A 23,021-nucleotide genomic window follows, 5' to 3' on the forward strand; every position below is an offset into this window, starting at 1 on the left:
GATGGAGAGGCGATGACGGTCACTGCAGCTCGAGGCCGTGACCGGGTCCGACCGGCAGGCCGAGCAGACCCCAGACGATGAACTGCAGGAGCCAGACGCCCCAGATCACGAGGGTGAAGGGGATGACGAGGCTGAACAGGGTTCCGAGTCCGGCCTTCGGCTGCCACCGCTGCAGCAGACCGAGGACGACGGGCAGCATCGGGTTCATCGGCACGAGCGGGTTGGTCGCGGAGTCGGTGATGCGGAAAGCGGCCTGGACGTACGCGGGGTCGATGCCCGCGAGCATGAACATCGGCACGAAGATCGGCGCGAGCAGGGTCCACAACGCCGAACCGCTCGCCAGGAGCAACGCCGGGATCGTGCAGAACAGGCTGAAGAGCACCAGTCCGCCGAGCCCGCCGAGCCCGGTCGCCTTCATCGCCTCGGCCCCCGATGTCGCGAGCAGCAGGCCGAGCTGAGACCAGTTGAACCACGCGATCGCCTGCGCGGCCGTGAAGATCACGACGATGAAGGGAACGAGGTCCTTCACCGCTGCCGTCATGTGCTCGGGTACCTGTCGCGCCGAGGTGAGGGTGCGGGCACCGAGTCCGTATGCGATGCCCGCGACGAGGAAGAGGAACAGGATGAAGATCGGCAGCGCCGTCATGAAGGGCGATCGGAGGATCTGCCCTCCTTCGCCCTGCAGGGGCGACCCGGGCACGGCGACGACCGTCGCGACGATGGCGAGGTAGGCGACGACGGCGATTCCGGCCACCCGCAGTCCGCGGCGCTCGATCGCCTCGAGCGGCTTGGACGCGTCTTCGTCGGCAAGGCCCCCCTCGTACGGGGTGAGACGCGGTTCGACGTAGCGCTGGCAGACGACCGTGATGACGACGGCGAGGAGGAGCGTCGAGGTAGCCATGAAGAAGTAGTTGGCGAGCGGTGACACCGACGCCCCGGGATCGACGATCTGCGCGGCGCTCGTCGTGATGCCCGACAGCAGAACGTCCGTGCCCGCGGGGACGACGTTGGCACTGAACCCGGCGACGACCGCGGCGTACGAGGCCGCGAAGCCGGCGAGCGGGTGCCGACCGGCGGCGAGGAACGCTGCTGCGGCGAGGGGCGGCAGGATCACCATCGCCGAGTCGGACGCCAGGTTGCCCATGAGGCTGACGAGCACGACCACGAACGTCACCGCCCAGCCGGGCGCCGCGAGCACGGCGCCGCGCATCGCGGCTTTCAGCAGTCCGAGCCGCTCGGCGACGCCGATGCCGAGCATGACGGTGACGATGAGGCCGAGCGGGGGGAACGTGACGAAGTTCTGGATCGCGGTCGTGAGCGCGTAGACGACGCCTTCGCCCGACAGGATGCTGCGGATGGGGATCGTCTCGCCCGTGGCGGGGTCGATCGTGGCCGCCCCGAGCAGGGTGGCGATCGCCGAGGCGACGGCCACGAGACCGGCGATGAGGAGGAAGAGGTAGAAGGGGTGGGGCAGCTTGTTGCCCACGCGTTCGATCCCGCGCAGGATGCGGCCGCCGAGGCCTTTGGCATCGGCGAGGGTCAGTGCTGGGGTGGTGTCGGTCGACATGGGGGGCTCCGTGTTGTTCGACGTGGCGGTCGGAGTGACTGTGCCTGGCATCTTGCCGATCGCGTGTCACAACCAGGGGCGGATGTTCGATTCGGACTCCCACGGATGCCAAGATGTCGGTTATGCGCATCGAGTCGCCGCCCCACCCGCACGACCTGTCGGATTCGGACCTCGCGCTCGTCGCCGCTCTGCAGGACGCGCCGCGCGCCTCGTGGGCGTCGATCGGCCGCGCCGTGGGCGTCAGCGCCCCGACCGCCCGACGGCGTTGGGCGGCGATCGTCGAGTCGGGGGCCGCATGGGCGACGACGTACGTGGGTTCCGGCGCGGGCATGCTCTTCGGGCTGACCGAGGTGCGCTGCCGACCGGGCAGCGTCGACGCCGTCGCCGCCGTGCTGCGCATGCATCCGAAGGTCATCTCCGTCACCGGCATGACGGGCGACCGCGATCTCGTCCTGACGATCCTCGCGGAGGACATGGCGCGCTTCCGCCGGCTCATCCAGTCGTGGTTGGGGTCGCACGAGGCGGTCATCGGTGTGCGCTCGACCGTGGTGACCCGCATGTTCTCCGAAGGTTCGCGCTGGCGCGCGGTCGGTCCCCCGCAGGCGGTTGCTCTGCCCTCGGTCCCCGATGACGAGCCGATCGCGCCGACCGCGCGGTGGCATGCGGTGCTCGACGAACTGGAGCGCGACGGTCGCGCGTCGCCGCAGGCGATCGCGGCCAGGCTCGGCAGCTCCGAGGCTCACGCGCGTCGCGTGGTGCGGCGGCTGCTGGGCACGGGATGGATCCAGCAGCGCATCGACGTGTCGCTCGAACAGAGGATGTGGCCGCACGCTCTGGCCCTTTGGCTCGTGGTACCCGCGGCACGGCTCGAGGCGACGGCGCTGCAGATCGCGAACATGCCGATGACGCGGATGTGCGCCGCCCTCGCGGGCGGGGCGTCGAATCTCTACGTCATCGTGTGGCTCCGTGACCTGTCGGATGCCGCATCGCTGGAGGCGGAGCTGGCGCGGAGCCTGGAATTGCGCGTCCTCGATCGCGCCATCCTGCTGCACTACTACAAGCGCGTCGGCCACCTCTTCGACGACGAGGACCGACGCGAGGGCCACGTGTCGTGGCTTGCCCCGGCTCCGGAGCATGCGCGGACGGCCGGCGCCGGCCCCTGAGCGGTCAGGTCATCGGAGGCGTGGCATCGTGTCCGCCTTCGAGGTGTGCCCCGCTTACACCGACGTCCACGGCGAGCACGTCATCGACATCGAGGACACCAATCAGCTGCCCCGCCGCTTCGCAGTGATGTGCGCGGCGCGTCTGCCGCCGGCGCTCCACGCGCCGACGCCCCCTCAGGCGCGGAAGGAGGGAGAGCCCAGAACCCGCTCGACGGTCAGCTCGAGGACCACGCGCTCGGGGTTCACCCGGGGCTGGCGGTAGCGGGCGGCGTACAGTTCGACGGCGTGCGCCACCGTGTCGGCGTCGTCGGTCACCCGAGCGGGACCTTCGAAGCTGATCCAGCTGCCCCGGTCCACCGAGCAGATCGATGCGCGTCCGCTGCGGGCGGCGTTGACGAATTTCTGCGTCCCCCGCGAGCCGATCACACGGACCACGCCGTTCTCGTAGGTGAAGCCGACGGGCACCGAGTGCACACGGCCGGAGCGGCCCACGGTGGACAGGGTGGCCAGGTGGTACTCGCTCACGAAGGCGAGGGCGTCGTCGGTCAGCACGGTTACAGCGTGCCACGTCCGGCGATGGACGACACCGTCCGTGTGGCGGCATCCCACCTCCGGATGCCGACGGCTCGGGCCGCGAGATCGGCACCGCCCGCGGCGGCGAGCACCTCCAGCGCGTCGCCCACACGGTCGAGCGGCACCCGACGGGCCAGCGTCACATGGGCCGTCCACGCGCCGGGACGCGTGTGGTCGACGTCATCGCCGGGGCCCGCCATTTCATGGACGCGGGAATGGAGCGCGAGAAGGTCCGTGGTCGGCACGACCGATCGCGCGATCACGCGCGAACGCCCCGTGCCGAACAGGAGCGGCGCGCCAAGGGTGAGAGGCACCGGGAGCGCCCCGCCGAGCTCCGACGCTGCGATGTCGCGAAGCGCGGACCGCACGAGCAGCGTCGTGTGCGGCCGGTTGCTCTCGCCCTTGTGGTGGGACTGGCTCGGCAGACCGGCGTCGGCCAAGGCCTCCCACTCGCTGCGCACAGCCGCATCCGTGTCGTCGTCGAAGACGAGCTCGAGACTGACGACGTCCGTCATGGCGCGCTCAGCGGGTCGACCACCAGGCGGCGGCGACGAGGAGAGGTTGGAAGAAAAGGCGTCCGAACCGCTTCTGGTCGGTGTCGAGGCCGAAGGCCGATCGTCCCTTGCGCCACTGATCGATGTTGCCGGGGAAGATCGCCACGAAGAAGGCAGCCAGCGCCGCTCCGATCCGCCGACGCTCCTTGGGCAACGCCACGAGCGCGAGACCGAACGCCGCCTCGACGACACCGGATGCCACGACCACGGCGTCCCGATCCAGAGGGAGCTTCTCGACCAGGGCATCAGGCACCTGCGCCTGGAAATCGCGCCGCGCGAAGGTCAGGTGCGCGACACCGGCGAACATCATGGCCAGGGCGAGGGCCCACCGCACCGCAGTTCTCATGACCCCCACGTTATGACGTGCCGCAGCCGTCCCGGCGGGCTTGACGGCGGGCTCCGTAACGCTGCACGACATCGGCCGATCATCGCTAGGACACCCGTCCGGATTGCGCAACCCCAGGCCGCCACCCGCGCCCGTGAGTTGACTTGGATCACACACGAAGGAGGTGCCCCGTGACCCTGACCGACGTCGCTTCCGCAGCGACCCGCGACCCGGATCTGGATGCCCTCCTGGTGCGCGCCGCCTCCGGTGACTGCGACGCGTTCGTCGCCTTCTACGATGCGACGTCGCCCCGCGTGTACGCCACTCTGCTCGCGCTCACGGGCTTGGCGCAGCGGGCCGACGCCCTGCTCGAGGGGATCTACGTCGAGGCGTGGGAGCGGATGCGCGGACGATCCGCACCTCCGTGCCCGGGCATGGAGTGGATGTCGGCGATCGCCCACCGTCACGCCACGACCCCGGCCTGAGCGGGCCGAGTCGGCTCAGAGGGATCGTTCGACGACCGGTGCGTCGTGCGGTTCGAGGTCGAGGGTGAGACCGCTCGAGGAGTTGGCCGAGTTCGCGTAGGTCTGCAGCAACTGCGGATCGAGCATCTCGGGCTCGACCGCTCCGAAGACGAACCGGAGCGGGATCGACGGCTGGATCCAGATCGTGCTGCGTCCGGTCTCTTCGCCCGACGGGTGCCGCCACGACATCGTAAAGCTCTCGCCGCGTCGGAGCTTCGTCGCGATCACGACCTTCACGTGCGCGAGAACACGATCGGGAATGCTGATCGGACTGGCGGAGGAACCGTAATACAAGAAGCCCATGAGCGTCTCCTTCCAGGAGATCCGGCCCTCGTTATTTTACTAGATTGCCTAACTATCGCAAGGGAAGAGAAGGGAAACGACGGGGATCCGTCCTGTTGTCGGACTCGAACCGGAATGCATCGCCTCTCGTGTATCTCGACGACCTAACTAGACTGGCCCCGGGTGGCCGGAGCCCCGAGGAGACCTATGACGTTCGACCATGCTGAGGACCACGCGACCACAGCCGCACGCGCCGTGGAGCGGCTGCGTCTCGCGGAGGCGCGCCTCGCGCGACGCCGCCAGACCGACTGCGGCCCCAGCGAGAACGCCCGAGCCGCCATGCGCTTGATCCTCGAGCGGGCCGACGCGGGCATGTCTGTCACGCCGACCGAGATTGCGCAGTCGCTCGCGGTGTCGACCGCGTCGGTGACGGGCATGCTCGACCGCCTGCACGCGGGAGGCCTCATCACGTTCGCCGCCAATCCCGCCGATCGCCGGAGCAAGTTCGTGCTCCCCTTCGATCGCGACGCCGATGCCGACGCGATCGACCCCGTCACGGCACGCATCCGCGAATTCGCGCTCGACCTTCCGGACGCGCTCGCCGACCAGGTCGCAGCCTTCCTCGATCGCGTGCGCGAAGTCGTCGACGCAGAATGCGCCTGACGCTCGTCACCCGATGAGGGTCGGCACCGAATCGGGATCGGGCTCGGCGACGACGCTGAGACCCTGCGGGGTGCTCGCCTCGTTCATCAGGTCGTCGATCCACCGGCGGTTCAACTGCGGCGCACGACTGCCGTAGAAGTGGAAGACCAGCGGGATCGACGGCGAGATCCACAGCGAACGCGTCCCGCTGCCGTCACCCATCGGGAAGTGGAACATGAACGGCTCGCCGCGGCGCAGCTTGTTCATGAAGACGACTCGAAGGTGTGAGAGTGTCCGATCCTCGATGTCGAACGAGTGACCTGACGTGTTGTAAACCAGTTTTCCCACGGAGAGAGTCTATGCCCGTTCACCGAGTTAACTACCTCGGCGCCATCCCCGCTCACCTCGGATAGAGTCCTCCTCGTGGCGCGAACGCACCGGCCGAAGAGGCCCCGACGACGGATTCCGCGCGCCCTCCTGATCGTGGGGGCGGTCGTCGTCGTCGCGGCGCTGATCGCCGTCATCGCCGTGGTCGGGAGCCTCGTGACCACTCTCTTCCAGACCCTCGGGGCCCGTCCGCCCGCCGTCGACACCCGCATCGTCGCGCCCGACGAGTCGAAGGCCGCGCAGGCGGCACGCGCCGCCACCGGCGACGCCGACGAGAACTCCGCCGCGGAGTGGCTCTCCACTCAGCCCACGACGTACTGGCTCACGCCCGAGATCGATCCCGTCGACGAGGTGTGGGACCGCGTGGCGCACCTGGCCGCCGAAGCCCGCGACCAGAAGGCGGCGTTGTCGATCGCCGTGTACGGGCTCCCCGATCGCGACTGCGGCAATCACTCCGCTGGCGGACTCGACCCCGACGCCTACCGCGAATGGACCGGGCGGATCGGCGACGCCCTGCGCAACGCCTCCGACATCCAGAAGATCGTCGTCCTCGAGCCCGACAGCATCGCTCTGGCGTCCTCGTGCGGTTCTATCCAGGACCGGGCGGGCTACCTGCGAGGGGCCGTCGAGAGCATCCGCGGCACCAACACCTGGATCTACATCGACGGGGGCCATTCCTCCTGGCATCCGCCGGCCGAGATGGCCGACCTCCTGCGAGCGACGAATCTCCTCTCCGACGTTCGCGGAGTCGCGCTGAACGTGTCCAACTACCAGGACACTGCGGCGGAGTTCGCCTACGCCCACGCGCTCTCCGACCAGCTCGGCGGCATCCACGCGGTCATCGACACCTCACGGAACGGTGCCGGGCCGGCGGGCTCCGAGTGGTGCAACCCGGCCGGTCGACTCGTGGGGAGCCCGGGCGGTTCCTACGGCGACGGGGTCGTCGACACGAACCTGTGGATCAAGCCCCCGGGCGAGAGCGACGGCGAATGCAACGGGGGTCCGGTCGCGGGCACCTGGTGGCCGGCGGCCGCAGCAGAGTTGACCCGAGAGCAGCGCTGACGGCGCGGACCGTCCGCGCCGCGCGTGAAGTGTGTCAAGATTGCGCTCGTCGCTGTGCGACGCCGTGTCTCGGGGGAGAACGCGGGCACGACCTCGTGCGAAGCCGGAAGAGTGGGTGAAATGAGCGACAGCACCGAGTTGCTGAAGACAGCCGTCATCGTCGAAGACGATCCCGACATCCGACACCTCCTGGTCGAAGTGCTCGAGTCGGCCGGTTTCTCCACCGTGTCGGTCGGTAACGGCATCGACGGCGTGCGGGCGGTCATCGCCTACCAGCCGCTGATCACCACGCTCGACGTGAACATGCCCGGCATCGACGGGTTCGAGGCCGCGCGCCGCATCCGCCAGCAGAGCGACACGTACATCATCATGCTGACCGGCCTCGAAGAAGAGGCCGACGTCGTCTTGGGCCTCGGCGCGGGCGCCGATGAGTACGTGGTCAAGCCTTTCCGTCCGCGCGAACTCCGCGCGCGCATCGAGGCGCTGCTGCGACGTCCGCGCGCTGGCGACTCCGCGGCATCCGCGGCCCCCCGCCAGGACAGCGTCGGCCCTTCGTTCCCCGCAGCCCGCACCGATTCGCCTGCGCCCGCGGCTCCCTCACCGGTCACCCCGGTCCCTGCGGCGAGCGCACCGGTGGTCGTGCCGTCGTCGCAGGGACCCGAACCGCGCGCCGCGGCATCCGGAAGCGAGATCGTGCCACGAGCCGCTGCGGGCGAGCTCACCCCGACCGGCGGAGCCTGGGTGGCGCACCGCGACCTGCAGCTCGACCCCGACAGTCGCCTCGTGCGTGTCGGTGGCGAAGAACTCGACCTCACGCGCACCGAGTTCGACCTGCTCGCGACCCTGATGGAGTCGAAGCGACGCGTCCGCAGCAAGGCCGATCTCACCCTGGTGCTGCGCGGCGAGTCCTACGTCACGAGCTACTTCGTCGGCGAGGCGGACAAGCGCGCGATCGAGGCCCACATGACCAACCTGCGCCGCAAGCTGGGCGACAACCCCGCGAACCCCCGGTACATCGAAACCGTGCGCGGCGTGGGCTACCGTCTGACCTCCGAACTGCTGGCCGCGCCCTGACGACCCCGGACATAACGAATGCCTCGGCCCTCCCCAGGGCCGAGGCATTCGTCCTTTCTGACGCGTTCGGGTCAGATCGTGGGTCCGTCAGACCTTGAAGCCGTGCTGGCGACGGACGAGCTTGGAGAACATCAGGAGGGTCTGCAGGACCGTGACCACGCCGACGATGGGCCATCCGATCCACAGGATCGAGGACTGCACCATCGGGCCGACCATGATCCAGATGACGGCGAGGGCGATCGCCACTCCGATGAGCACGATCATCGGCGTCCAGTGACCGAGGCCGCCACCGCGCTCGGCCTTGGCCTGCATCGCCCAGTTGTCGACCTTCTTGCGGGAGAGGAAGCGGGTCCACGAGCGCACGAAGTGACTGATGCGGATCCACATGAACAACTCGGCCGGGAAGAACAGCACGGCGAACAGCACATCGTTGCGGTTGACGTTCTTCATCGTGCGGGCGATGCGCAGGTTCAACAGCATGGCGATGACCGGCGGGATGAGCCACAGCGGCGAGAAGACGAAGGCGTTCAGCGTCAGCGAACCGGCCAGCAGCGTCAGGAACGCGACGCGGACGAAGAGGTTCGTGAGCATGCCGAAGTTCTCGAACCACCGCAGGCGCAGGTTGGGGTGGAAGGGCTGGCCCTTCGTGTCACCACGCTGGCCGGGCCACATCAGCTCGATGGCGCCGTAGGTCCACTTGACCTGCTGTGCGTCGTAGCCCGACAGGGTGGTCATGCCACCCACGTCGGCGCGGGCGTACGGGCTGATCTTGGTGAGGTAGCCGGCGCTCTTGATCTGCAGCGACAGCAGCGAGTCCTCGACCTCGGAGTCCTTCACCCACGGGGTCGACTGGTGGTTCTGCGACATGGCGTCGCGGAGGGCGTTCGTGGAGAAGATCGAGAACTGACCGCCGAGCACGGCCATGTTGCGGCCGCGGAGCATGTTCTGCAGGTTGAAGGCGGCGAACTGCGTGCGCTGACCGGCCGTCAGGAAGCGCGCGATGACTCCCTTGATGGGCTTGTCGTCGATCGTGTAGATCGCCGAGATGCCGCCGATGCGGGAGTCCGACACGGCCTCGGTCTCGAGGAACTCGACGGCCTTGCTGTCGGCGATGGTGTCGCCGTCGACGCCGAGGAGGTAGTCGTAGCCCTCGACGAGGGAGTAGCCGTAGTTGAGCGCGCCGACCTTCTTGTCGGGGTTCTTGCCGATGTCGTGCACGAAGACCTCGGTGAACTGCTCGCCGAGCTCGGTGTGCAGCTCGTGGGGTCCGCTGTACTCCGAAGCGATCTTCACCGTCGCGTCCGACGTGTTGTTCACGACCACGTGGATGACGTCGGGAACGCGGGTCTGCGCCAGGAGGGCCTCGATCACATCGGCGATCGACTCCTCCTCGTTGTAGGCGGGGATGACGCAGCCGATGGTGGAGCGGTGCACCGAGGTGTTCTCGAGGACCGCGGCGAAGTCATCGGCGAAGCCGTGCTCCTCGCTTGCCGTCGCCGTCAATTCGCCCGGGTGGATGCGGAGATCCCGAGACTGCGGGGTGAAGTTGCGCGCATCGGTCATGGCGGGGTCTTCCTGTCGGTGGAGCGGCGTATCGGCTTGTTCCTACTCTGGTAGGTTCGCCGCAAGACGACCACTGCCGAACACCCCCGTCTGCGCAAGATTTCCTCAAGATTGCGTCGGACGCCCGAAGGAGACGACCCCTGTGATCGTCCTCGCTCTTCTCGCATCGATCGCCGCAGCCGGCGTCGCGGGGACCATGCTGTTCCTCACCCACGGCCGCCCCGGCGACGACCGCGGAGGTGCCCGCGCCGACATGGTGCGCTACTTCGGCATGGCGGCCATCGCGGCGCTGCTGTGCGGTGCGATGAACGTCGTCGAGACCGCAGGCGGAGGGGTGACCGCCGCCGCGGCGGGCAACGCCACCAATCTGCTCGCCGTGGGCCTGCAGTGGGCGGGCTCACGCCGGCTGAACGGTCGCTCCGCGATCGGCGGGGTGAGCACCGGGGCGGTCGCGATCCTCATGTTCGGGGTCACGTACCTCATCGACCTCGACGACGCCACCCTGCTCAAGACGGCGGGGCTGGTGGTGTTCGCCGCCCTGGGTGCGCTCGAGCTCTCGCGACGGCCACTGGGCGAGCTGCGCGGCGCGAAGCTGATCGCGTGGACGCTCAGCCTCTTCGCGGCGTACAACCTCGCTCGCCTCGCCGTGGTGGCGGCTTTCGGGATCACGCCCCTGCTGAGCCCGGGGGCCGTTTCGGCCGAGACGACGGCCGCCGTCAGCGCGCTCGCCATCGCCTTGGTCTCCGTCGGCGCGGTGTGGATAGGCCGACAACTCGACGACGACCCCGCCCCCGGCACTCGCGCGCACGATCGCGGAATGCTCCGTCGCGAGGCCGAGATGCTCCTCGCAGAACACGTGTCCGTCCGCGCGACGCTGGTGCGGGTGCCCGAGATCGATCTCATCCGCGCCGCCCACAGCGGCGAACGGGGCGACACGATCCTGCGCACGGTCGGCGAGGCGGCCCAGGACGCGCTGCCCGGAGCCGCCACCGGTCTGCCCGCGCGCGACACGGTCTTCGTCGTCGCGCCGTCGGTGCTCGAGACCGCAGAGGTCGAGCACGCCGTGCGCCGCGCCTTCGCCCGCCGCATGCCGGCGATCGATTACGACGACGTTCCCGATCTGACGTTCGAGCACTACCTCGTCATGGACGTCGAGGATCTCTCCCTGCTCATGGAGAGTCGACGCCTGCGCCCGCGGCAGGGGCACAACGGCGCGGAGTGAGAGGGGCGGATGCCGCCCGCTCAGCCCTGCCCGTTGGTCTGGCCCCAGCCGGGTGCGCGTCCCGTGCTGCTCTGCGTGTCGGTCCCCTGGCTGCCTCCGTTGACCTGTCCGTCGTCGGCGAAGATCGCGATCGGCAGGTACTGGTAGACGGTCTGCTGCGAGAACGAGGTGTCGGTGTTCGCCGTCCCCTCGACCGCCACGTTCAGGGCGAACTCGAGCGTGATGCCGTAGGTGTCGTTGGGCAGCTGGCGGATCGAGGTCGTGGGCACCAGCAGGCCGCCCTGGTAGCTGTTCAGCAGCAGACCACGCTCGGAGCGGAGGGTGTCGGTGGGGACCAGGGTGCGCGGGTCGGCGCTGAACTGGAACGGGTTCGACACCTGACCGCTGGTCTGAGCGGTCTGCGAGGTCACCGAGATCGACGAGACGTACACGCGTCGCTTCTCGGCGAGGACCGCCTTCTCGTCGACTCGCTTGTCGACGATGTTGACCGCGAAGCCGAGCTGCTTCTCGTTGGTGGGGGTCCACTCCATGGTGCGCTTGGGGTCGACCGCCCACACGTCGAGACGCAGCTCGAGCCCGTCGGCGACCTCGGAGGTCAACCGCACGGAGCCGTCATAGGTGAACTGCGAGTCGAAGGGCTTCGCGTCGGCGGACGACTGCGGAGCAGCAGTCGGCACGACCACCGACTGATTGCCCCCCGGCTGGCCGGGCAGGGAATTGAAGGCTTCGGCGATCTGACCGCAACCGGTCAGGGTGGCCGGCGCGACGATGGCGAGGGCAACGGCCAGGGCGGTCGCGCGCACGCGACGGCGAGAGGTCATGCTCACAGGTGACTCCTGAGGAATGGGCGCGGACGCGCCGAGGTCGACGAACGACCATCACGCTGCGGGATGCAGGCCTCAGGGGGAGTCTGACCGGGCCCGTGGGTGCGAAACCACGAGCGGCGAGCAGAGACAGGATGGCGCGCAGAAGACTACACCACTCTCTATACACTCGAAGACATGGCATCACTGAGGAGCGTCCCACCGGCGGTTCCTCCCGAGGCCGTGCCTGACGACGACGCGACGAATCCGAGCAGCCGAACCCGATCGGTCTGGCTCCTCCAACTCGTGCTGGGCGCCAGCGTAGTCATCACCGTGCTGCTCGTGCAGGCGCTCGAGCCCTCGCTGTTCGCCCTGTGGCCCTTCTCCTCGGGCGTCGGCGTCATCATCGCCCTCACCGCGGTGGCGATCGTGGTGCCCTGGCAGAAGCTGCCCCGCGCGGCGGTCGCACTCATCCCCTTCGGTGACATCGTCGGCATCGGTCTGCTGAGCTTCGGCACCGACCTGCGCTTCAGCTTCTTCTGGGTCTTCCCGATCATCTGGATCGCCACCCATTTCACCCTCGTCTACCTGATCTCGGCGATCGGCGCGGTCGGCGTCATCATCGTCATCGACGCCGCCGTCAACGCCACCGGCCCCGTCACCGCGCTGCGTCTGATCGTGGTGCTGCTGTCGCTCACCTTCATCGCGATCACGTCCTACCTCTCGGCGCGACAGACGCGGGCGTTCAAGCAGCTCCTGCGTCGCCAGGCGAGCCGCCTGCAGGGCACCCTGCAACGCGTCTCCGGCCAGGAGCGCCGCGTCTCACAGATGCTCAACGGCCTCGACACCGGCATCGCGCGCCTCTCCGCCGACGGGGAGGTCCTGGCCCTCAACGACACGTACGTCGCGCTGTACGGAGTCGAGCGCGACGAGCCGCAACGACCCGGCGGCGCGGTCGAGTACGCGAACCTCCGCGGTGAACCGTTGCCCGAGTCCGAGCGGCCCTTCGCCCGCGCGGCCCGCGGCGAGCAGTTCGACGACGAGCGGGTGTGGCTGTTCGATCCGCACGGCGAATGGCATGCCCTCTCGGCATCCACTCGTCGTCTCATCTCGTCGGACGAGCCCGAGAGCACGCTGTTGATCATCCACGACATCACTGCGCTGATCGAGTCCGAGCGCGCGAGAGAGCGGCTGGCCGCGACCGTGTCGCACGAGCTGCGGAACCCGCTGACGGCGATCATCGGCCACGCCGACCTGGCGCTCGACGATCCGAACCTCTCCCCCAAGGTGCACGAGCAGCTCGAGGTCATCGCCGCGGCCGGCGAGCGCATGCAGAAGCTGATCTCCGAGATCCTCGCGACCTCCCGTGGAGTCTTCCGCGAGACGTCGGGGCCGGCGACGGCCGATGCGAGCCGCATCATCGCCTCGTCGCTGGCGTCGTTCCGCCCCGCCGCCGCCGCGCGCCGGGTGAGCGTGATCGATGAACTCCCCGCGTCCGCCGAGGTGCTCGGCGATGCGTTCCGCCTCCGGCAGGCCTTCGACAACATCCTCAGCAACGCGATCAAGTACACGCCGGCGGGTGGAACGATCCGCATCAGCGGAGAGGTCTCCCCCGACGACGTGATCCTCCACTTCGCCGACACCGGCATCGGCATCCATCCTGATGACATCGATCGGGTGTTCGACCCCTACTTCCGTGCCCAGGCGGTGCGCGAGAGTCCGACGCCCGGCACGGGTCTCGGCATGGGGATCATCCGCAGCATCGTGGAAGACCAGGGCGGATCGCTCTTCCTCGAGAGCGAACTGGGCGCGGGCACGACCGTGACGGTGGTGCTCCCGGCGCGATCGGATGCCGCCGCCGCATGAACACCACCGAAGTCCTCTCGAACCTCGGACTCGCGCAGGCGGCCGTCGCGACCGTCTCCACGGTGATGATCATCGGCCTCGGCTTCCTGCACCGCCCCTCGCGCTCCGCACTGCTGTGGTCGCTCGCCTTCGTGCTGGCGATGACGAGCACCTGGGTGTCGATCATGGGATCGATCGCGGATGCCGAGCCCGTGCGCCGCGCGGGGCTCGGACTCATGCTGGGTGCGCCCGCCCTCATCTGGTCGGGTTTCCGCGCGCGTCGCGGGGTGCCGGCGTTCCCGTGGATCGGCGGGGTGCAGGCGGCCCTGACCGCGGCCGCGTTCACGGCCGTGACCGACGCCGCCGCCTACGGCCTCGTCTTCCGGTTGGCCTTCGTCGCTGCGGCGGTGTTCGCCGGACTCACCATCGGCGAGCTCCGGCACGCCGCCGATCGCCTGGAACGACTCGCTCTGCCGCTCACGATCGTGTCGGCGGGCTTCGTCGCCGTCGGAGCGGCGATCCTCGTGTCGGGGCTGGCCGCCCCCGCCGACATCGGCGATCTGGCCCTCCCCCGCGTGATCAACGGACTCGCGATGCTCATCTACCTGGTGTGCGCCACGGTCTCGTTGCTGTACTTCACCTCGGTGTCGCCGACCGGGGGCCACACGGCGTCGACGTGGCCGCACTTCGTGATCACGGCATCCGACCGTCTGCGTCGCGCCCGCCGCGCGCGCGAGCAGTCCTGGGCCGTGCTGACGGTCCGACTCGACGACCCCACTCACATCCGCAGCGCGGCCGGAGAGAACGGGTGGCTGCGGCTGGTCGCGGAGTTCGAGGCGGTCGTCGACGAGAGCTTCCCCGCCGACGCGGAAATCGGACGCGAGACGCGGGGCCGCCTCGTGATCGTCCTCGCGCGTCCGGGTTCCGTGATCCGGGAGCACGTGCGCACCACCCTGCGCCGCATCACCGAGTTGGACGTGTCCGACCACGTCGACGTGCAGTTGTCGGCGAGCGTGGGCTGGGTGCCCGCCGAGAGCGCCGACTACGACCTCGCCGCCCTCGTCGTGGCCGCCGGTGAAGCAGCCGCCGAAGCCACCCGTCAGGGCGGCGATCGGTGGGAGCGCGTCCGCCCCTGATCAGCCTGCGGGCGTCGCCTCGCCGCCGCCGGCGATGGCGACCGTCAGCGTGTCGCTGGCCGTCTGCTTGGCGAACTCGTTGGACGTCGGGGTGGTCTGGACCAAGAACTCAAAGGTGAATTGGAGGGTGACAAATGTCGCGTTCGCCGGGACCTCTCCGACGTTGAAGGTCTGTGAGTAGCTGTACGGCGCGAGCACCAGATACCCCGGGGCGTCCGTCTGATCCGACTGCGCCGACAAGGGCGCGAACGACTGCGAGGCGTTTCCCGGCACGGCCGTCATGGTCGCCCTCTGCAGGTACACCTTCTGCCCGTCGTTGGGCGTGACGGTGGTCACCATCGACAGGTTCACCGGCTTCAGCGCCGTGGGCGTCCACTTGTCCATCGACAGCGTCGACCAGTAGTCCACCGTCGCCCCGACGGCACCCGCCGTCAGCGTCCGCTGCGTCGAGCCGCTCGCGAGATCGTTGCGCACCGGCTGCGGGACCGTGGTCTGCGTGACGGTCGGCGAGGCCGAGGGCGTGCCCTGCCCGCCGCCCTGGGCCCAGGGGGGAGCCCCGCACGCGGTCAGCGCGAACACGGACGCGCCCACCATCGCCGCGCCCCAGAACGCCCTGCCGCGCCGCATCGCCCGCACCATGGATTCTCCCCCGAGTCGTTCCTCCCAGTGTAGGTGGCCGCGGTCGACGCGGTCCGGTGCGCGGATGCGGCAGGCTTACAGTTTTCGGCGTGATCCGCCCTCCCCGCCGCTCGTCGGCCACGCCGGCCGCCTCCGTCTTCGCCTGGACGGTGGTCGGAGTGCTCGTGCTGGGTCTCGCCGCCGCCGCCTGGATCGGCACGCGAGGGGCGCTCGCGGCGGGCCACCTCGCGTCCGCGCAGGCCGGCGTCTCCGCTGCAGCCGCCGACGGCGACGATCTCGCCGCCGCCCTCTCCCGCCTCTCGACGGTCGGCGCCGACACCCGCGCGGCGCGGGAATTGACGAGCGATCCGATCTGGACCGCGTCGATGGCGCTCCCGTGGGTCGGGCCGCAGCTCGACGCGCTGACCCGCACCGCCGCTGCGATCGACGACGCCGTCGCGACCGCCTTCGAACCGCTCGCCGAGGCCTCGGCGGGCCTGTCTCCCGAGTCTCTCCGGCCCGTCGGCGGCGCCTTCGACGTCGCCCGGCTGGCCGAGGTCGCGCCCGCCGCCTCGACGGCCGCCGCCGCACTGCGGGCCGCCGCCGATGACGTGGCCGGCATCGAACGGGCTCCCCTCCTCGGCCGACTCGCCGATGCCGTCACCGCCTCGGCGCAGCAGCTCGACACCGCCGCCGACGACGCCGACGCGCTCAGACGGGCGACCCTGCTCGTGCCGGGCATGCTCGGAGCCGACGGCCCCCGGTCGACGCTCGTGCTCTTCGAGAACAACGCCGAGTGGCGCTCCCTCGGCGGCGTCGTCGGAGCCGTCGCCCAACTCGACGCCGATGACGGACGGTTGACGCTCGTCGCGCAGGCCTCCAGCCCGGAGTTCGAGCCCGTCGCCACCTCGCCCGCAGGGGAGCTCCCGGCCGAGGTGCAGAGCATCTACGACACCCGGCCGGCACGGTTCGTCCAGAACGCCACCCAGGTGCCCGACTTCTCGGTGGGAGCCCCGGTCGCTCGCGAGCTGTGGCGACGCCTCTCGGGTACCGAGGTCGACGCCGTCGTCGCCGTCGATCCTGTGACCTTGTCGTACCTGCTGCGCGCCACCGGGCCCGTCGCCCTCCCGTCGGGAGATCAGCTCACCGCCGACAACACCGTCTCCCTCCTGCTCGACGAGGTGTATCGCCGTTACTCCGACTCGAGGGAGCAGGACGCGTTCTTCCAGAGCGCGTCGACGGCCGTCTTCCAAGCGATCGCCGATGGTCGCGCCGACCCGGCTGCTCTCATCGACGCGGTCCGTCGCGCAGGGCTCGAGCGACGCCTGCTCGCGTGGAACGCGGATGCCGCGCAGCAGGCGCTCCTCGACGGCACCACTCTGCAGGGGGCCCTGCCGGCCTCCGATGCCGGCACCGGGGTCTTCGGGGTCTACCTCAACGACGGCACCGGCTCGAAGATGGACTACTACCTGCACCCGCAGGTCGAGACCGCGTCGTGCGGCGAGGGAATGGCGTCCGTGCACGTGACGCTGCGCAGCGATGCCCCCGACCCTGCCACGCTGCCCTCTTACGTCACCGGTGGTGGTGAGCACGGTGTGCCCCCGGGCGACGTGCTGACCGGGGTCTACGTCTACCTGCCTCCCGGCGCCGAGATCGTCGGCCAGCGCACGACAAGCGACGGCGATCCCCCGGGCTTCGCCGGCGGCGTGCACGACGGCCGTCGGGTGCTGAAGTGGTCGGTGCAACTCGCACCGGGAGAGAGCGCCGATCTCGATGTCACCGTCTCCGTGCCGGGCGTGACCGCGGTCAGCGCGGTCTCGACGCCCACCCGCATCCCCGACGAGGTGCCGCGAGCAGGCACGTGTCGGTCCGGTGAGTGACGCCGCGCCGGACCCCCTGGTGAAGTCTGCCCCGCTGTCGCGTGAAAGCGAGCCCTTTCCGCCGGGTCGCACACGGCCCGACCGACAGACTCGGGCAAAGGAGCCGCCATGTCATGCGGTCGCGGAAGACGCCGCGTCCCCTCCGACACGGCATCCGGCTCGACCACGCTAAGCAGATGGGGCACACCATGAAGACCACGATCATCCGGGCCGTCGCCGCGCTCTCGCTCGCCGCGGCCGCGCTGATGGCCCCCACGGCCGCCAACGCGTACACCGACGCGGGCGCCATCGTCGCCAACCCGGCCACGCTGCCGGCCGGCAACGTCACCACTTTCACCACTCCCGGAACCCCCTTCGTCGGCGACGAAGACGTTCTCATCTCGGTCACCGGCATCAACGCCAGTGGCATCACCCTCGCCTCGGCCAAGGTCGAGACCAACACCTCGCTGCGCGGCAAGTCGTCGAACGGGTCGCTCCGCGTCCCGGTCAAGATGCCCGCGAACGGCAAGGGATCCTACGACTTCACCTTCACCGGCGCGTCGAGCGGACGCGTCCTGCACGCGACGGTGACGCTGACCACGGCGGACTCGGGTTCGGCATCGAACCCCTCGAAGGGCGGACTCGCCGTCACCGGTGTCGACGGCGGCGCCGCGGCGGGCCTCTGGATCGGCGGAGGCGCGCTCGTCCTCGCCGGTGGGGCCGTCGCGATCGGCGCGAGCATCCGTCGCCGTCGTCGCGTCGAGGCCTGAGCACCGACACACGTACAGGAGGGGCCGTCGTATCGACGGCCCCTCCTTTCGCGTTCCCTCTGACCGCGGGTCAGCCGGCGACGGGGGCGCGATGCCCCTGCGTCACCTCGGCCGTGATGAGGATCGGGAGATGGTCGCTCAGCCCCTGCGGGAGGGTCTTGATGTGGGCGATGTCGAAGCCGATCGACGTCGCGAAGTCGTAATGCCCGCGGAACACGCGGTACCTCGTGTACGTGCGCGCATCGCTCAGCGTGAGTTCGTATCCCTGGTCGCGGACCTTCTGCCCCAGGTTCTCCTTGAAGACCGGGTAGTTGTAGTCGCCGACCATGAGAGCGGGCAGCCCCGGTCCGAGGTTCTGCAATTCGGTCAGAGCGGTGCGGATCTGATGCCGCCGCAGGGAGTTGAGCGCAGTCAGGGGCGCGGCGTGGAACGAGGCGACGATCACGTCGCGGCCCGTGTCGATGTCGCTGAGGCGCACCCCCAGCATCCGCTCTTCAGCCGGTTTCAGCACACGGTCGTGGAGGGACTTCTTCAACGCGATCGCGCGCACCTCCTCCGCACGGAAGGTGTTCTCGCGGTAGTACAGGGCGAGTCCGAGGCGATTGCGCTGCGTCGCCTCCGCGAGCCGCAGACCACCGATCTGAGCGGGGATGTCGTTCGCGTCGCACTCCTGCAGACAGAGCACGTCGACCTCGTGGGCCTCGACGAGGTCGACGAGCTCACCGGCAGCGCGGTGCTTGTTGAGGTTGTACGAGATGACCTTCATGGCGAACACAGCCTACGACCGTCGGCTCGGGGCGAGCCGAGGGGTTGCACACACTCGCAACGGGCGATTCCGGATGCCGTCGACTCGGAGATCAGGAGTCGGCGACGTCTGCGTCGCGGCGCGCACGCGTCTGCTCCGCACGGGAGGCGAGCAGCTCGTCCGCCGGGTAACCGACCTCGGCGAGGACGAGACCCCGCGCCGCCAGCACCTTCGTTTCAGGGATGCGCATGCGCGCGTCGCGGATCGCCACCACGTCATCCACCGCGATGCGCCCCTCCCCTACGGCGACGCACGCACCCACCAGGGCGCGCACCATGCTGTGGCAGAAGGCGTCCGCGCGGACGTTCGCGACCAGCACCCCGTCGTCGCCTCGTCGCCAGTCATACTCGAGCAGGGTACGGATGGTGGTCGCCTCTTCACGGGCTTTGCAGTACGCCGCGAAATCGTGGAGCCCGATGAGACGAGAGGCGGCGGCATCCATCGCCTCGAGATCCAGCGCGCTGCGCACCGTCGTCGTGCGAAGGCGATCGAGCGGGTCGTACCCGGTGGCCGCGTCGGCCAGTCGATAGCTGTACCGCCGCCACACCGCCGAGAAGCGCGCGTCGAACCCCTCCGGAGCCGTGGAGGTGCGTCGAACCGTCACGTCGGGATAGGCGCCCAGTACGCCACGCACGCGGCCGGCCAACGCCGCGACCGCGTCGCCTTCGTCGTTGTCACGCCGTCGTCGCGGAAGGCGGGCCTCCTGCTCGTCGTCGAGGTCGAGATGCGCCACCTGGCCCGACGCGTGCACACCGGCGTCGGTGCGGCCCGCGACGATGAGACGCGGCGACCCTCCGACGATGCGCGACAGGGCGTCTTCGAGCACTCCTTGCACGGTTCGCAGACTCGGCTGTCGCGCCCACCCGCGGAAGTGCGTGCCGTCGTAGGAGATGTCGAGGCGGATGCGCACTCCCCCAGCCTACGAGCGTCGAAGGGGGCGCGAGAACGACGAAGCCCCCACCCTGACGGGTGGGGGCTTCGTGCGAGCGGGAGGGCTCAGGCCTTGGCGTCGTCCGTGACGGCGTCGTCGGCGGCGGCCTCGGCGGCCGCGCCCTCCTCGGGCGACTCGGCGCCGGCCTCGGCGGCCTCGTCGTTCGAGGTCTCCTCAACGGCGGTCTCGTCGGCGGCGGGCTCCTCGGCAGCAGCCGGGGCGGCAGCGGCGGCGGGGGCCGCAGCAGCCTTGTTCGAAGCCTTCTTCGCGACGGGCTCGAGAACGAGCTCGATCACGGCCATGGGCGCGTTGTCGCCCTTGCGGTTGCCGACCTTGGTGATGCGGGTGTAGCCGCCCTCACGGTCGGCCACCAGCGGCGCGATCTCGGTGAAGAGGGTGTGCACGACCTCTTTGTCACCGATGACGCCCAGCACGCGACGACGCGCGTGCAGGTCGCCACGCTTGGCGAAGGTGATGAGGCGCTCGGCGAGCGGACGGAGGCGCTTGGCCTTCGTCTCGGTCGTCTTGATCGACTTGTGCGTGTAGAGGGCTGCCGCGAGGTTCGCGAGAAGCAGACGCTCGTGGGCCGGGCCGCCTCCGAGGCGGGGACCCTTCGTGGGCTTGGGCATGTCGTGTTACTCCTGGAAAAGGTTCGGTCGGGTCTGACGCGTCAGACGGTTTCTTCGTCGTAGCCGCTGTAGAACTGGGCGCCGTCGAAGCCGGGCACCGAGTCCTTGAGCGACAGGCCGAGGGAGGTGAGCTTGTCGCGCACCTCGTCGACCGACTTCTGACCGAAGTTGCGGATGTTCATCAGCTGCGTCTCCGAAAGGGCGACCAGCTCCGAAACGGTGTTGATGCCCTCGCGCTTGAGGCAGTTGTACGAGCGGACCGAGAGGTCCAGGTCTTCGATCGGCATCGACAGCTCGTTCGAGAGGACGGTCTCGACCGGCGCGGGGCCGATCTCGATGCCCTCGGCCTCGACGTTCAGCTCGCGGGCGAGGCCGAACAGCTCGGTGAGGGTGCGGCCGGCGGAGGCCACGGCGTCGCGCGGGGCGATCGAGGCCTTCGACTCGACGTCGAGGACGAGCTTGTCGAAGTCGGTGCGCTCACCGGCACGGGTGGCGTCGACGCGGTAGCTGACCTTGAGCACGGGCGAGTAGATCGAGTCGATCGGGATCTGACCGGCCTCGGCGTACTCGTTGCGGTTCTGGGTCGCCGAGACGTAGCCGCGGCCACGCTCGATCGTCAGCTCGAGCTCGAACTTGGCGGTGTCGTTGAGCGTCGCGATGACCAACTCGGGGTTGTGCACCTCGACACCCGCGGGAGCGGAGATGTCGGCGGCGGTGACCTCACCGGCGCCGGTCTTGCGCAGGTACGCCGTGATGGGCTCGTCGCGCTCGCTCGAGACGACCAGCTGCTTGATGTTCAGGATGATCTCGGTGACGTCTTCCTTCACGCCCGGGATGGTGCTGAACTCGTGCAGGACGCCGTCGATGCGGATGCTCGTGACGGCCGCGCCGGGGATCGACGACAGGAGGCTGCGACGCAGCGCGTTGCCGATCGTGTAACCGAAGCCGGGCTCCAGCGGCTCGATGACGAAACGGCTGCGGAACTCCCCGATCTTCTCCTCGGTCAGAGTGGGACGCTGTGCGATGAGCACTATGTGTTCCTTTCGATCACGTGCCCGCTATATGACACGTGTAATGGGGTGAGGTGTTGAGTTGTACTCGCGGGATGCCGCGTGGCCTCGACGGCCGCGCGGGGCATCCGGAAGTCTGAATCGCGCGAGAGCGCGGCGTTCCCGGGGAGTGACGAACACTCCCCGGGAACGAAACGCATCAGACGCGGCGACGCTTGGGCGGACGGCAGCCGTTGTGGGCCTGCGGCGTCACGTCCTGGATCGAGCCGACCTCGAGGCCGGCTGCGGTGAGCGAGCGGATCGCGGTCTCACGACCCGAACCCGGACCCTTCACGAAGACGTCGACCTTCTTGACGCCGTGCTCCTGCGCCTGGCGAGCGGCCGACTCCGCGGCCATGCCGGCGGCGTACGGCGTCGACTTGCGCGAGCCCTTGAACCCGACACCGCCGGACGAAGCCCAGCTGATGACGGCACCCGAGGGGTCGGTGATCGAAACGATGGTGTTGTTGAACGTCGACTTGATGTGGGCCTGACCCACGGCGATGTTCTTCTTTTCCTTGCGGCGCGGCTTGCGCGCGGCGGACTTGGCCTGTGCCATGTGCGTTCTCCTGAATCCTGACGCTCAGCCCGCGGCTTAGCGCGCCTTCTTCTTGCCGGCGACGGTGCGCTTGGGACCCTTGCGGGTACGCGCGTTCGTCTTCGTGCGCTGACCGCGCACCGGGAGGCCGCGGCGGTGGCGCAGGCCCTCGTAGGAACCGATCTCGACCTTGCGGCGGATGTCGGCGGCGACCTCGCGACGGAGGTCACCCTCCACCTTGTAGGTGCCTTCGATGTGGTCGCGCAGAGCGACCAGCTGGTCGTCGGTGAGGTCCTTGACGCGAATGTCCTGGCTGATGTCAGTGGCGTTCAGGATCTCGACGGAGCGGGTGCGACCCACGCCGTAGATGTAAGTAAGTGCGATCACCACGCGCTTGTCGCGCGGGATGTCGACGCCGGCGAGACGTGCCATGCGGCTCTCCTCAGAGTGTCGTGGAGGTGTGGAGCAGGATCGGTGCTCGGGCCTCCGACCCGAGGTGTCCCCCGTCCGCGTGAGCGAACGGGATCTGATCCTGCCGATGTGTATTCAGTTGGAAAGGTGTGGAGCTGGAAGCTCAGCCCTGGCGCTGCTTGTGGCGCGGGTTGCTCTTGCAGATCACCATCACGCGCCCGTGACGACGGATCACCTTGCAGTGGTCGCAGATGGGCTTGACGGAGGGGTTGACCTTCATGATGTTCCTGTTTCGCTGTCTTCGAGGCCGCGGGAGCGGCTCGTTACTTCTCGGCCGGACTCAGCGGTAGCGGTAGACGATACGACCGCGGGTGAGGTCGTAAGGGCTCAGTTCGACGACGACGCGGTCCTCGGGGATGATGCGGATGTAGTTCTGTCGCATCTTGCCCGAGATGGTCGCGAGCACTTTGTGCCCGTTCGTCAGCTCGACACGGAACATCGCGTTGGGCAGTGCTTCGGACACCGTGCCCTCGATCTCGATGACACCGTCTTTCTTCGCCATATACTCGCTCACGCTCAGTTGCAGACCGGCCGGTCTGCGGTGGATGGGGATTCGGTGCTTCGACACGCCAATCAAGGCGCAACGCACCAAAGATCAAGCATACGTGGTATCGCTTGACCCGGCAACT

The 23,021-nt window shown here is 69.0% G+C and carries 27 protein-coding genes; 10 read left to right on the forward strand and 17 right to left on the reverse strand.

Annotated elements, in window-relative coordinates:
- Positions 1-19 precede the first annotated feature (19 nt).
- Entirely contained in the window at positions 20-1,567 is a 1,548-nt protein-coding gene (locus ABXS86_RS07710; RefSeq protein ID WP_307209182.1) for an AbgT family transporter, read from the reverse strand.
- A 113-nt stretch (positions 1,568-1,680) separates the two neighbouring features.
- On the opposite strand from ABXS86_RS07710, the gene ABXS86_RS07715 reads away from it, so the two are divergent.
- Entirely contained in the window at positions 1,681-2,730 is a 1,050-nt protein-coding gene (locus ABXS86_RS07715; protein WP_353666140.1) for an Lrp/AsnC family transcriptional regulator, read from the forward strand.
- 174 nt (positions 2,731-2,904) lie between these two features.
- On the opposite strand, the gene ABXS86_RS07720 is transcribed toward ABXS86_RS07715, so the two are convergent.
- Genes ABXS86_RS07720 through ABXS86_RS07730 form a run of 3 tightly spaced genes read right to left on the reverse strand, consistent with a single transcriptional unit; the run spans position 2,905 to position 4,203 of the window.
- A complete protein-coding gene (locus ABXS86_RS07720; protein WP_353666141.1) occupies positions 2,905-3,282 on the reverse strand; it encodes a PPOX class F420-dependent oxidoreductase in 378 nt (125 codons plus the stop codon).
- 2 nt (positions 3,283-3,284) lie between these two features.
- Positions 3,285-3,818, reverse strand: a complete 534-nt coding sequence (locus tag ABXS86_RS07725) for a 2'-5' RNA ligase family protein (RefSeq protein WP_353666142.1) — start codon at positions 3,816-3,818, stop codon at positions 3,285-3,287.
- A gap of 7 nt (positions 3,819-3,825) precedes the next feature.
- A complete protein-coding gene (locus ABXS86_RS07730; protein WP_353666143.1) occupies positions 3,826-4,203 on the reverse strand; it encodes a hypothetical protein in 378 nt (125 codons plus the stop codon).
- Between the two features lie 170 nt (positions 4,204-4,373).
- Here ABXS86_RS07730 and ABXS86_RS07735 point away from each other — a divergent pair, with 170 nt between their 5' ends.
- The gene (locus ABXS86_RS07735) at positions 4,374-4,667 is read left to right on the forward strand and encodes a hypothetical protein (protein WP_307209172.1); all 294 of its coding nucleotides are present in this window, start codon (positions 4,374-4,376) and stop codon (positions 4,665-4,667) included.
- Positions 4,668-4,682: 15 nt separating this feature from the next.
- Here the strand turns inward: ABXS86_RS07735 and ABXS86_RS07740 are convergent, their stop codons facing one another.
- Positions 4,683-5,009: a hypothetical protein gene (locus tag ABXS86_RS07740; RefSeq protein ID WP_353666144.1), complete on the reverse strand. Its 327-nt coding sequence runs from the start codon at positions 5,007-5,009 to the stop codon at positions 4,683-4,685.
- A 162-nt stretch (positions 5,010-5,171) separates the two neighbouring features.
- On the opposite strand from ABXS86_RS07740, the gene ABXS86_RS07745 reads away from it, so the two are divergent.
- On the forward strand, positions 5,172-5,651 hold the full coding sequence (locus ABXS86_RS07745; RefSeq protein ID WP_353666145.1) for a MarR family transcriptional regulator: 480 nt from the start codon (positions 5,172-5,174) through the stop codon (positions 5,649-5,651).
- Between the two features lie 6 nt (positions 5,652-5,657).
- On the opposite strand, the gene ABXS86_RS07750 is transcribed toward ABXS86_RS07745, so the two are convergent.
- A complete protein-coding gene (locus ABXS86_RS07750) occupies positions 5,658-5,897 on the reverse strand; it encodes an ATP-dependent DNA ligase (RefSeq protein ID WP_307209166.1) in 240 nt (79 codons plus the stop codon).
- A 156-nt stretch (positions 5,898-6,053) separates the two neighbouring features.
- On the opposite strand from ABXS86_RS07750, the gene ABXS86_RS07755 reads away from it, so the two are divergent.
- Both ABXS86_RS07755 and ABXS86_RS07760 read left to right on the forward strand, forming a co-directional pair.
- Entirely contained in the window at positions 6,054-7,079 is a 1,026-nt protein-coding gene (locus tag ABXS86_RS07755; RefSeq protein ID WP_251506359.1) for a glycoside hydrolase family 6 protein, read from the forward strand.
- Between the two features lie 120 nt (positions 7,080-7,199).
- Complete coding sequence (locus ABXS86_RS07760; protein WP_251506356.1) at positions 7,200-8,153, forward strand: response regulator; 954 nt, start codon at positions 7,200-7,202, stop codon at positions 8,151-8,153.
- 87 nt (positions 8,154-8,240) lie between these two features.
- Here ABXS86_RS07760 and ABXS86_RS07765 read toward each other — a convergent pair whose 3' ends face one another.
- Entirely contained in the window at positions 8,241-9,716 is a 1,476-nt protein-coding gene (locus ABXS86_RS07765) for a glycosyltransferase family 2 protein (RefSeq protein ID WP_144829665.1), read from the reverse strand.
- Positions 9,717-9,858: 142 nt separating this feature from the next.
- Between ABXS86_RS07765 and ABXS86_RS07770 the strand changes: the two genes are divergently transcribed.
- Positions 9,859-10,938, forward strand: coding sequence for a hypothetical protein (locus ABXS86_RS07770; RefSeq protein ID WP_307209161.1), 1,080 nt, complete (start codon positions 9,859-9,861; stop codon positions 10,936-10,938).
- Between the two features lie 20 nt (positions 10,939-10,958).
- Here ABXS86_RS07770 and ABXS86_RS07775 read toward each other — a convergent pair whose 3' ends face one another.
- The gene (locus ABXS86_RS07775; RefSeq protein ID WP_353666233.1) at positions 10,959-11,759 is read right to left on the reverse strand and encodes a fructose 1,6-bisphosphatase; all 801 of its coding nucleotides are present in this window, start codon (positions 11,757-11,759) and stop codon (positions 10,959-10,961) included.
- A 180-nt stretch (positions 11,760-11,939) separates the two neighbouring features.
- On the opposite strand from ABXS86_RS07775, the gene ABXS86_RS07780 reads away from it, so the two are divergent.
- Both ABXS86_RS07780 and ABXS86_RS07785 read left to right on the forward strand, forming a co-directional pair.
- On the forward strand, positions 11,940-13,607 hold the full coding sequence (locus ABXS86_RS07780) for a sensor histidine kinase (protein WP_307209159.1): 1,668 nt from the start codon (positions 11,940-11,942) through the stop codon (positions 13,605-13,607).
- The gene (locus tag ABXS86_RS07785; protein ID WP_353666146.1) at positions 13,604-14,722 is read left to right on the forward strand and encodes a hypothetical protein; all 1,119 of its coding nucleotides are present in this window, start codon (positions 13,604-13,606) and stop codon (positions 14,720-14,722) included. Before ABXS86_RS07780 ends, ABXS86_RS07785 begins: the two co-directional genes overlap by 4 nt.
- On the opposite strand, the gene ABXS86_RS07790 is transcribed toward ABXS86_RS07785, so the two are convergent.
- Positions 14,723-15,349: a hypothetical protein gene (locus ABXS86_RS07790; RefSeq protein WP_353666147.1), complete on the reverse strand. Its 627-nt coding sequence runs from the start codon at positions 15,347-15,349 to the stop codon at positions 14,723-14,725. It abuts the gene before it with no gap.
- Positions 15,350-15,450: 101 nt separating this feature from the next.
- Here ABXS86_RS07790 and ABXS86_RS07795 point away from each other — a divergent pair, with 101 nt between their 5' ends.
- Together ABXS86_RS07795 and ABXS86_RS07800 are read left to right on the forward strand one after the other, a co-directional pair.
- The gene (locus tag ABXS86_RS07795) at positions 15,451-17,220 is read left to right on the forward strand and encodes a DUF4012 domain-containing protein (RefSeq protein ID WP_353666148.1); all 1,770 of its coding nucleotides are present in this window, start codon (positions 15,451-15,453) and stop codon (positions 17,218-17,220) included.
- 176 nt (positions 17,221-17,396) lie between these two features.
- Positions 17,397-17,969 (forward strand): hypothetical protein, encoded by a 573-nt coding sequence (locus ABXS86_RS07800; RefSeq protein ID WP_307209152.1) that lies wholly within the window; start codon positions 17,397-17,399, stop codon positions 17,967-17,969.
- A gap of 70 nt (positions 17,970-18,039) precedes the next feature.
- Here the strand turns inward: ABXS86_RS07800 and ABXS86_RS07805 are convergent, their stop codons facing one another.
- The 8 genes from ABXS86_RS07805 to infA all read right to left on the reverse strand — a co-directional run bounded on the left by ABXS86_RS07805 (position 18,040) and on the right by infA (position 22,894).
- Complete coding sequence (locus ABXS86_RS07805; protein WP_307209150.1) at positions 18,040-18,735, reverse strand: endonuclease/exonuclease/phosphatase family protein; 696 nt, start codon at positions 18,733-18,735, stop codon at positions 18,040-18,042.
- 91 nt (positions 18,736-18,826) lie between these two features.
- Complete coding sequence (gene truA / locus ABXS86_RS07810) at positions 18,827-19,684, reverse strand: tRNA pseudouridine(38-40) synthase TruA (RefSeq protein ID WP_307209149.1); 858 nt, start codon at positions 19,682-19,684, stop codon at positions 18,827-18,829.
- A gap of 86 nt (positions 19,685-19,770) precedes the next feature.
- Positions 19,771-20,334, reverse strand: coding sequence for a 50S ribosomal protein L17 (rplQ, locus tag ABXS86_RS07815; RefSeq protein WP_307209146.1), 564 nt, complete (start codon positions 20,332-20,334; stop codon positions 19,771-19,773).
- Positions 20,335-20,375: 41 nt separating this feature from the next.
- The gene (locus tag ABXS86_RS07820) at positions 20,376-21,365 is read right to left on the reverse strand and encodes a DNA-directed RNA polymerase subunit alpha (RefSeq protein WP_058230893.1); all 990 of its coding nucleotides are present in this window, start codon (positions 21,363-21,365) and stop codon (positions 20,376-20,378) included.
- Positions 21,366-21,543: 178 nt separating this feature from the next.
- A complete protein-coding gene (rpsK, locus tag ABXS86_RS07825; RefSeq protein WP_013583990.1) occupies positions 21,544-21,942 on the reverse strand; it encodes a 30S ribosomal protein S11 in 399 nt (132 codons plus the stop codon).
- 36 nt (positions 21,943-21,978) lie between these two features.
- Positions 21,979-22,353, reverse strand: a complete 375-nt coding sequence (gene rpsM, locus ABXS86_RS07830; RefSeq protein WP_056226287.1) for a 30S ribosomal protein S13 — start codon at positions 22,351-22,353, stop codon at positions 21,979-21,981.
- 142 nt (positions 22,354-22,495) lie between these two features.
- Complete coding sequence (gene rpmJ, locus ABXS86_RS07835; protein WP_005050492.1) at positions 22,496-22,612, reverse strand: 50S ribosomal protein L36; 117 nt, start codon at positions 22,610-22,612, stop codon at positions 22,496-22,498.
- Between the two features lie 60 nt (positions 22,613-22,672).
- A complete protein-coding gene (gene infA, locus ABXS86_RS07840) occupies positions 22,673-22,894 on the reverse strand; it encodes a translation initiation factor IF-1 (protein WP_013583992.1) in 222 nt (73 codons plus the stop codon).
- Between the last annotated feature and the right edge of the window lie 127 nt (positions 22,895-23,021).

The sequence above is a fragment of the Microbacterium sp. che218 genome, from assembly GCF_040436305.1.
Classification (GTDB): Bacteria; Actinomycetota; Actinomycetes; order Actinomycetales; family Microbacteriaceae; genus Microbacterium; species Microbacterium algihabitans.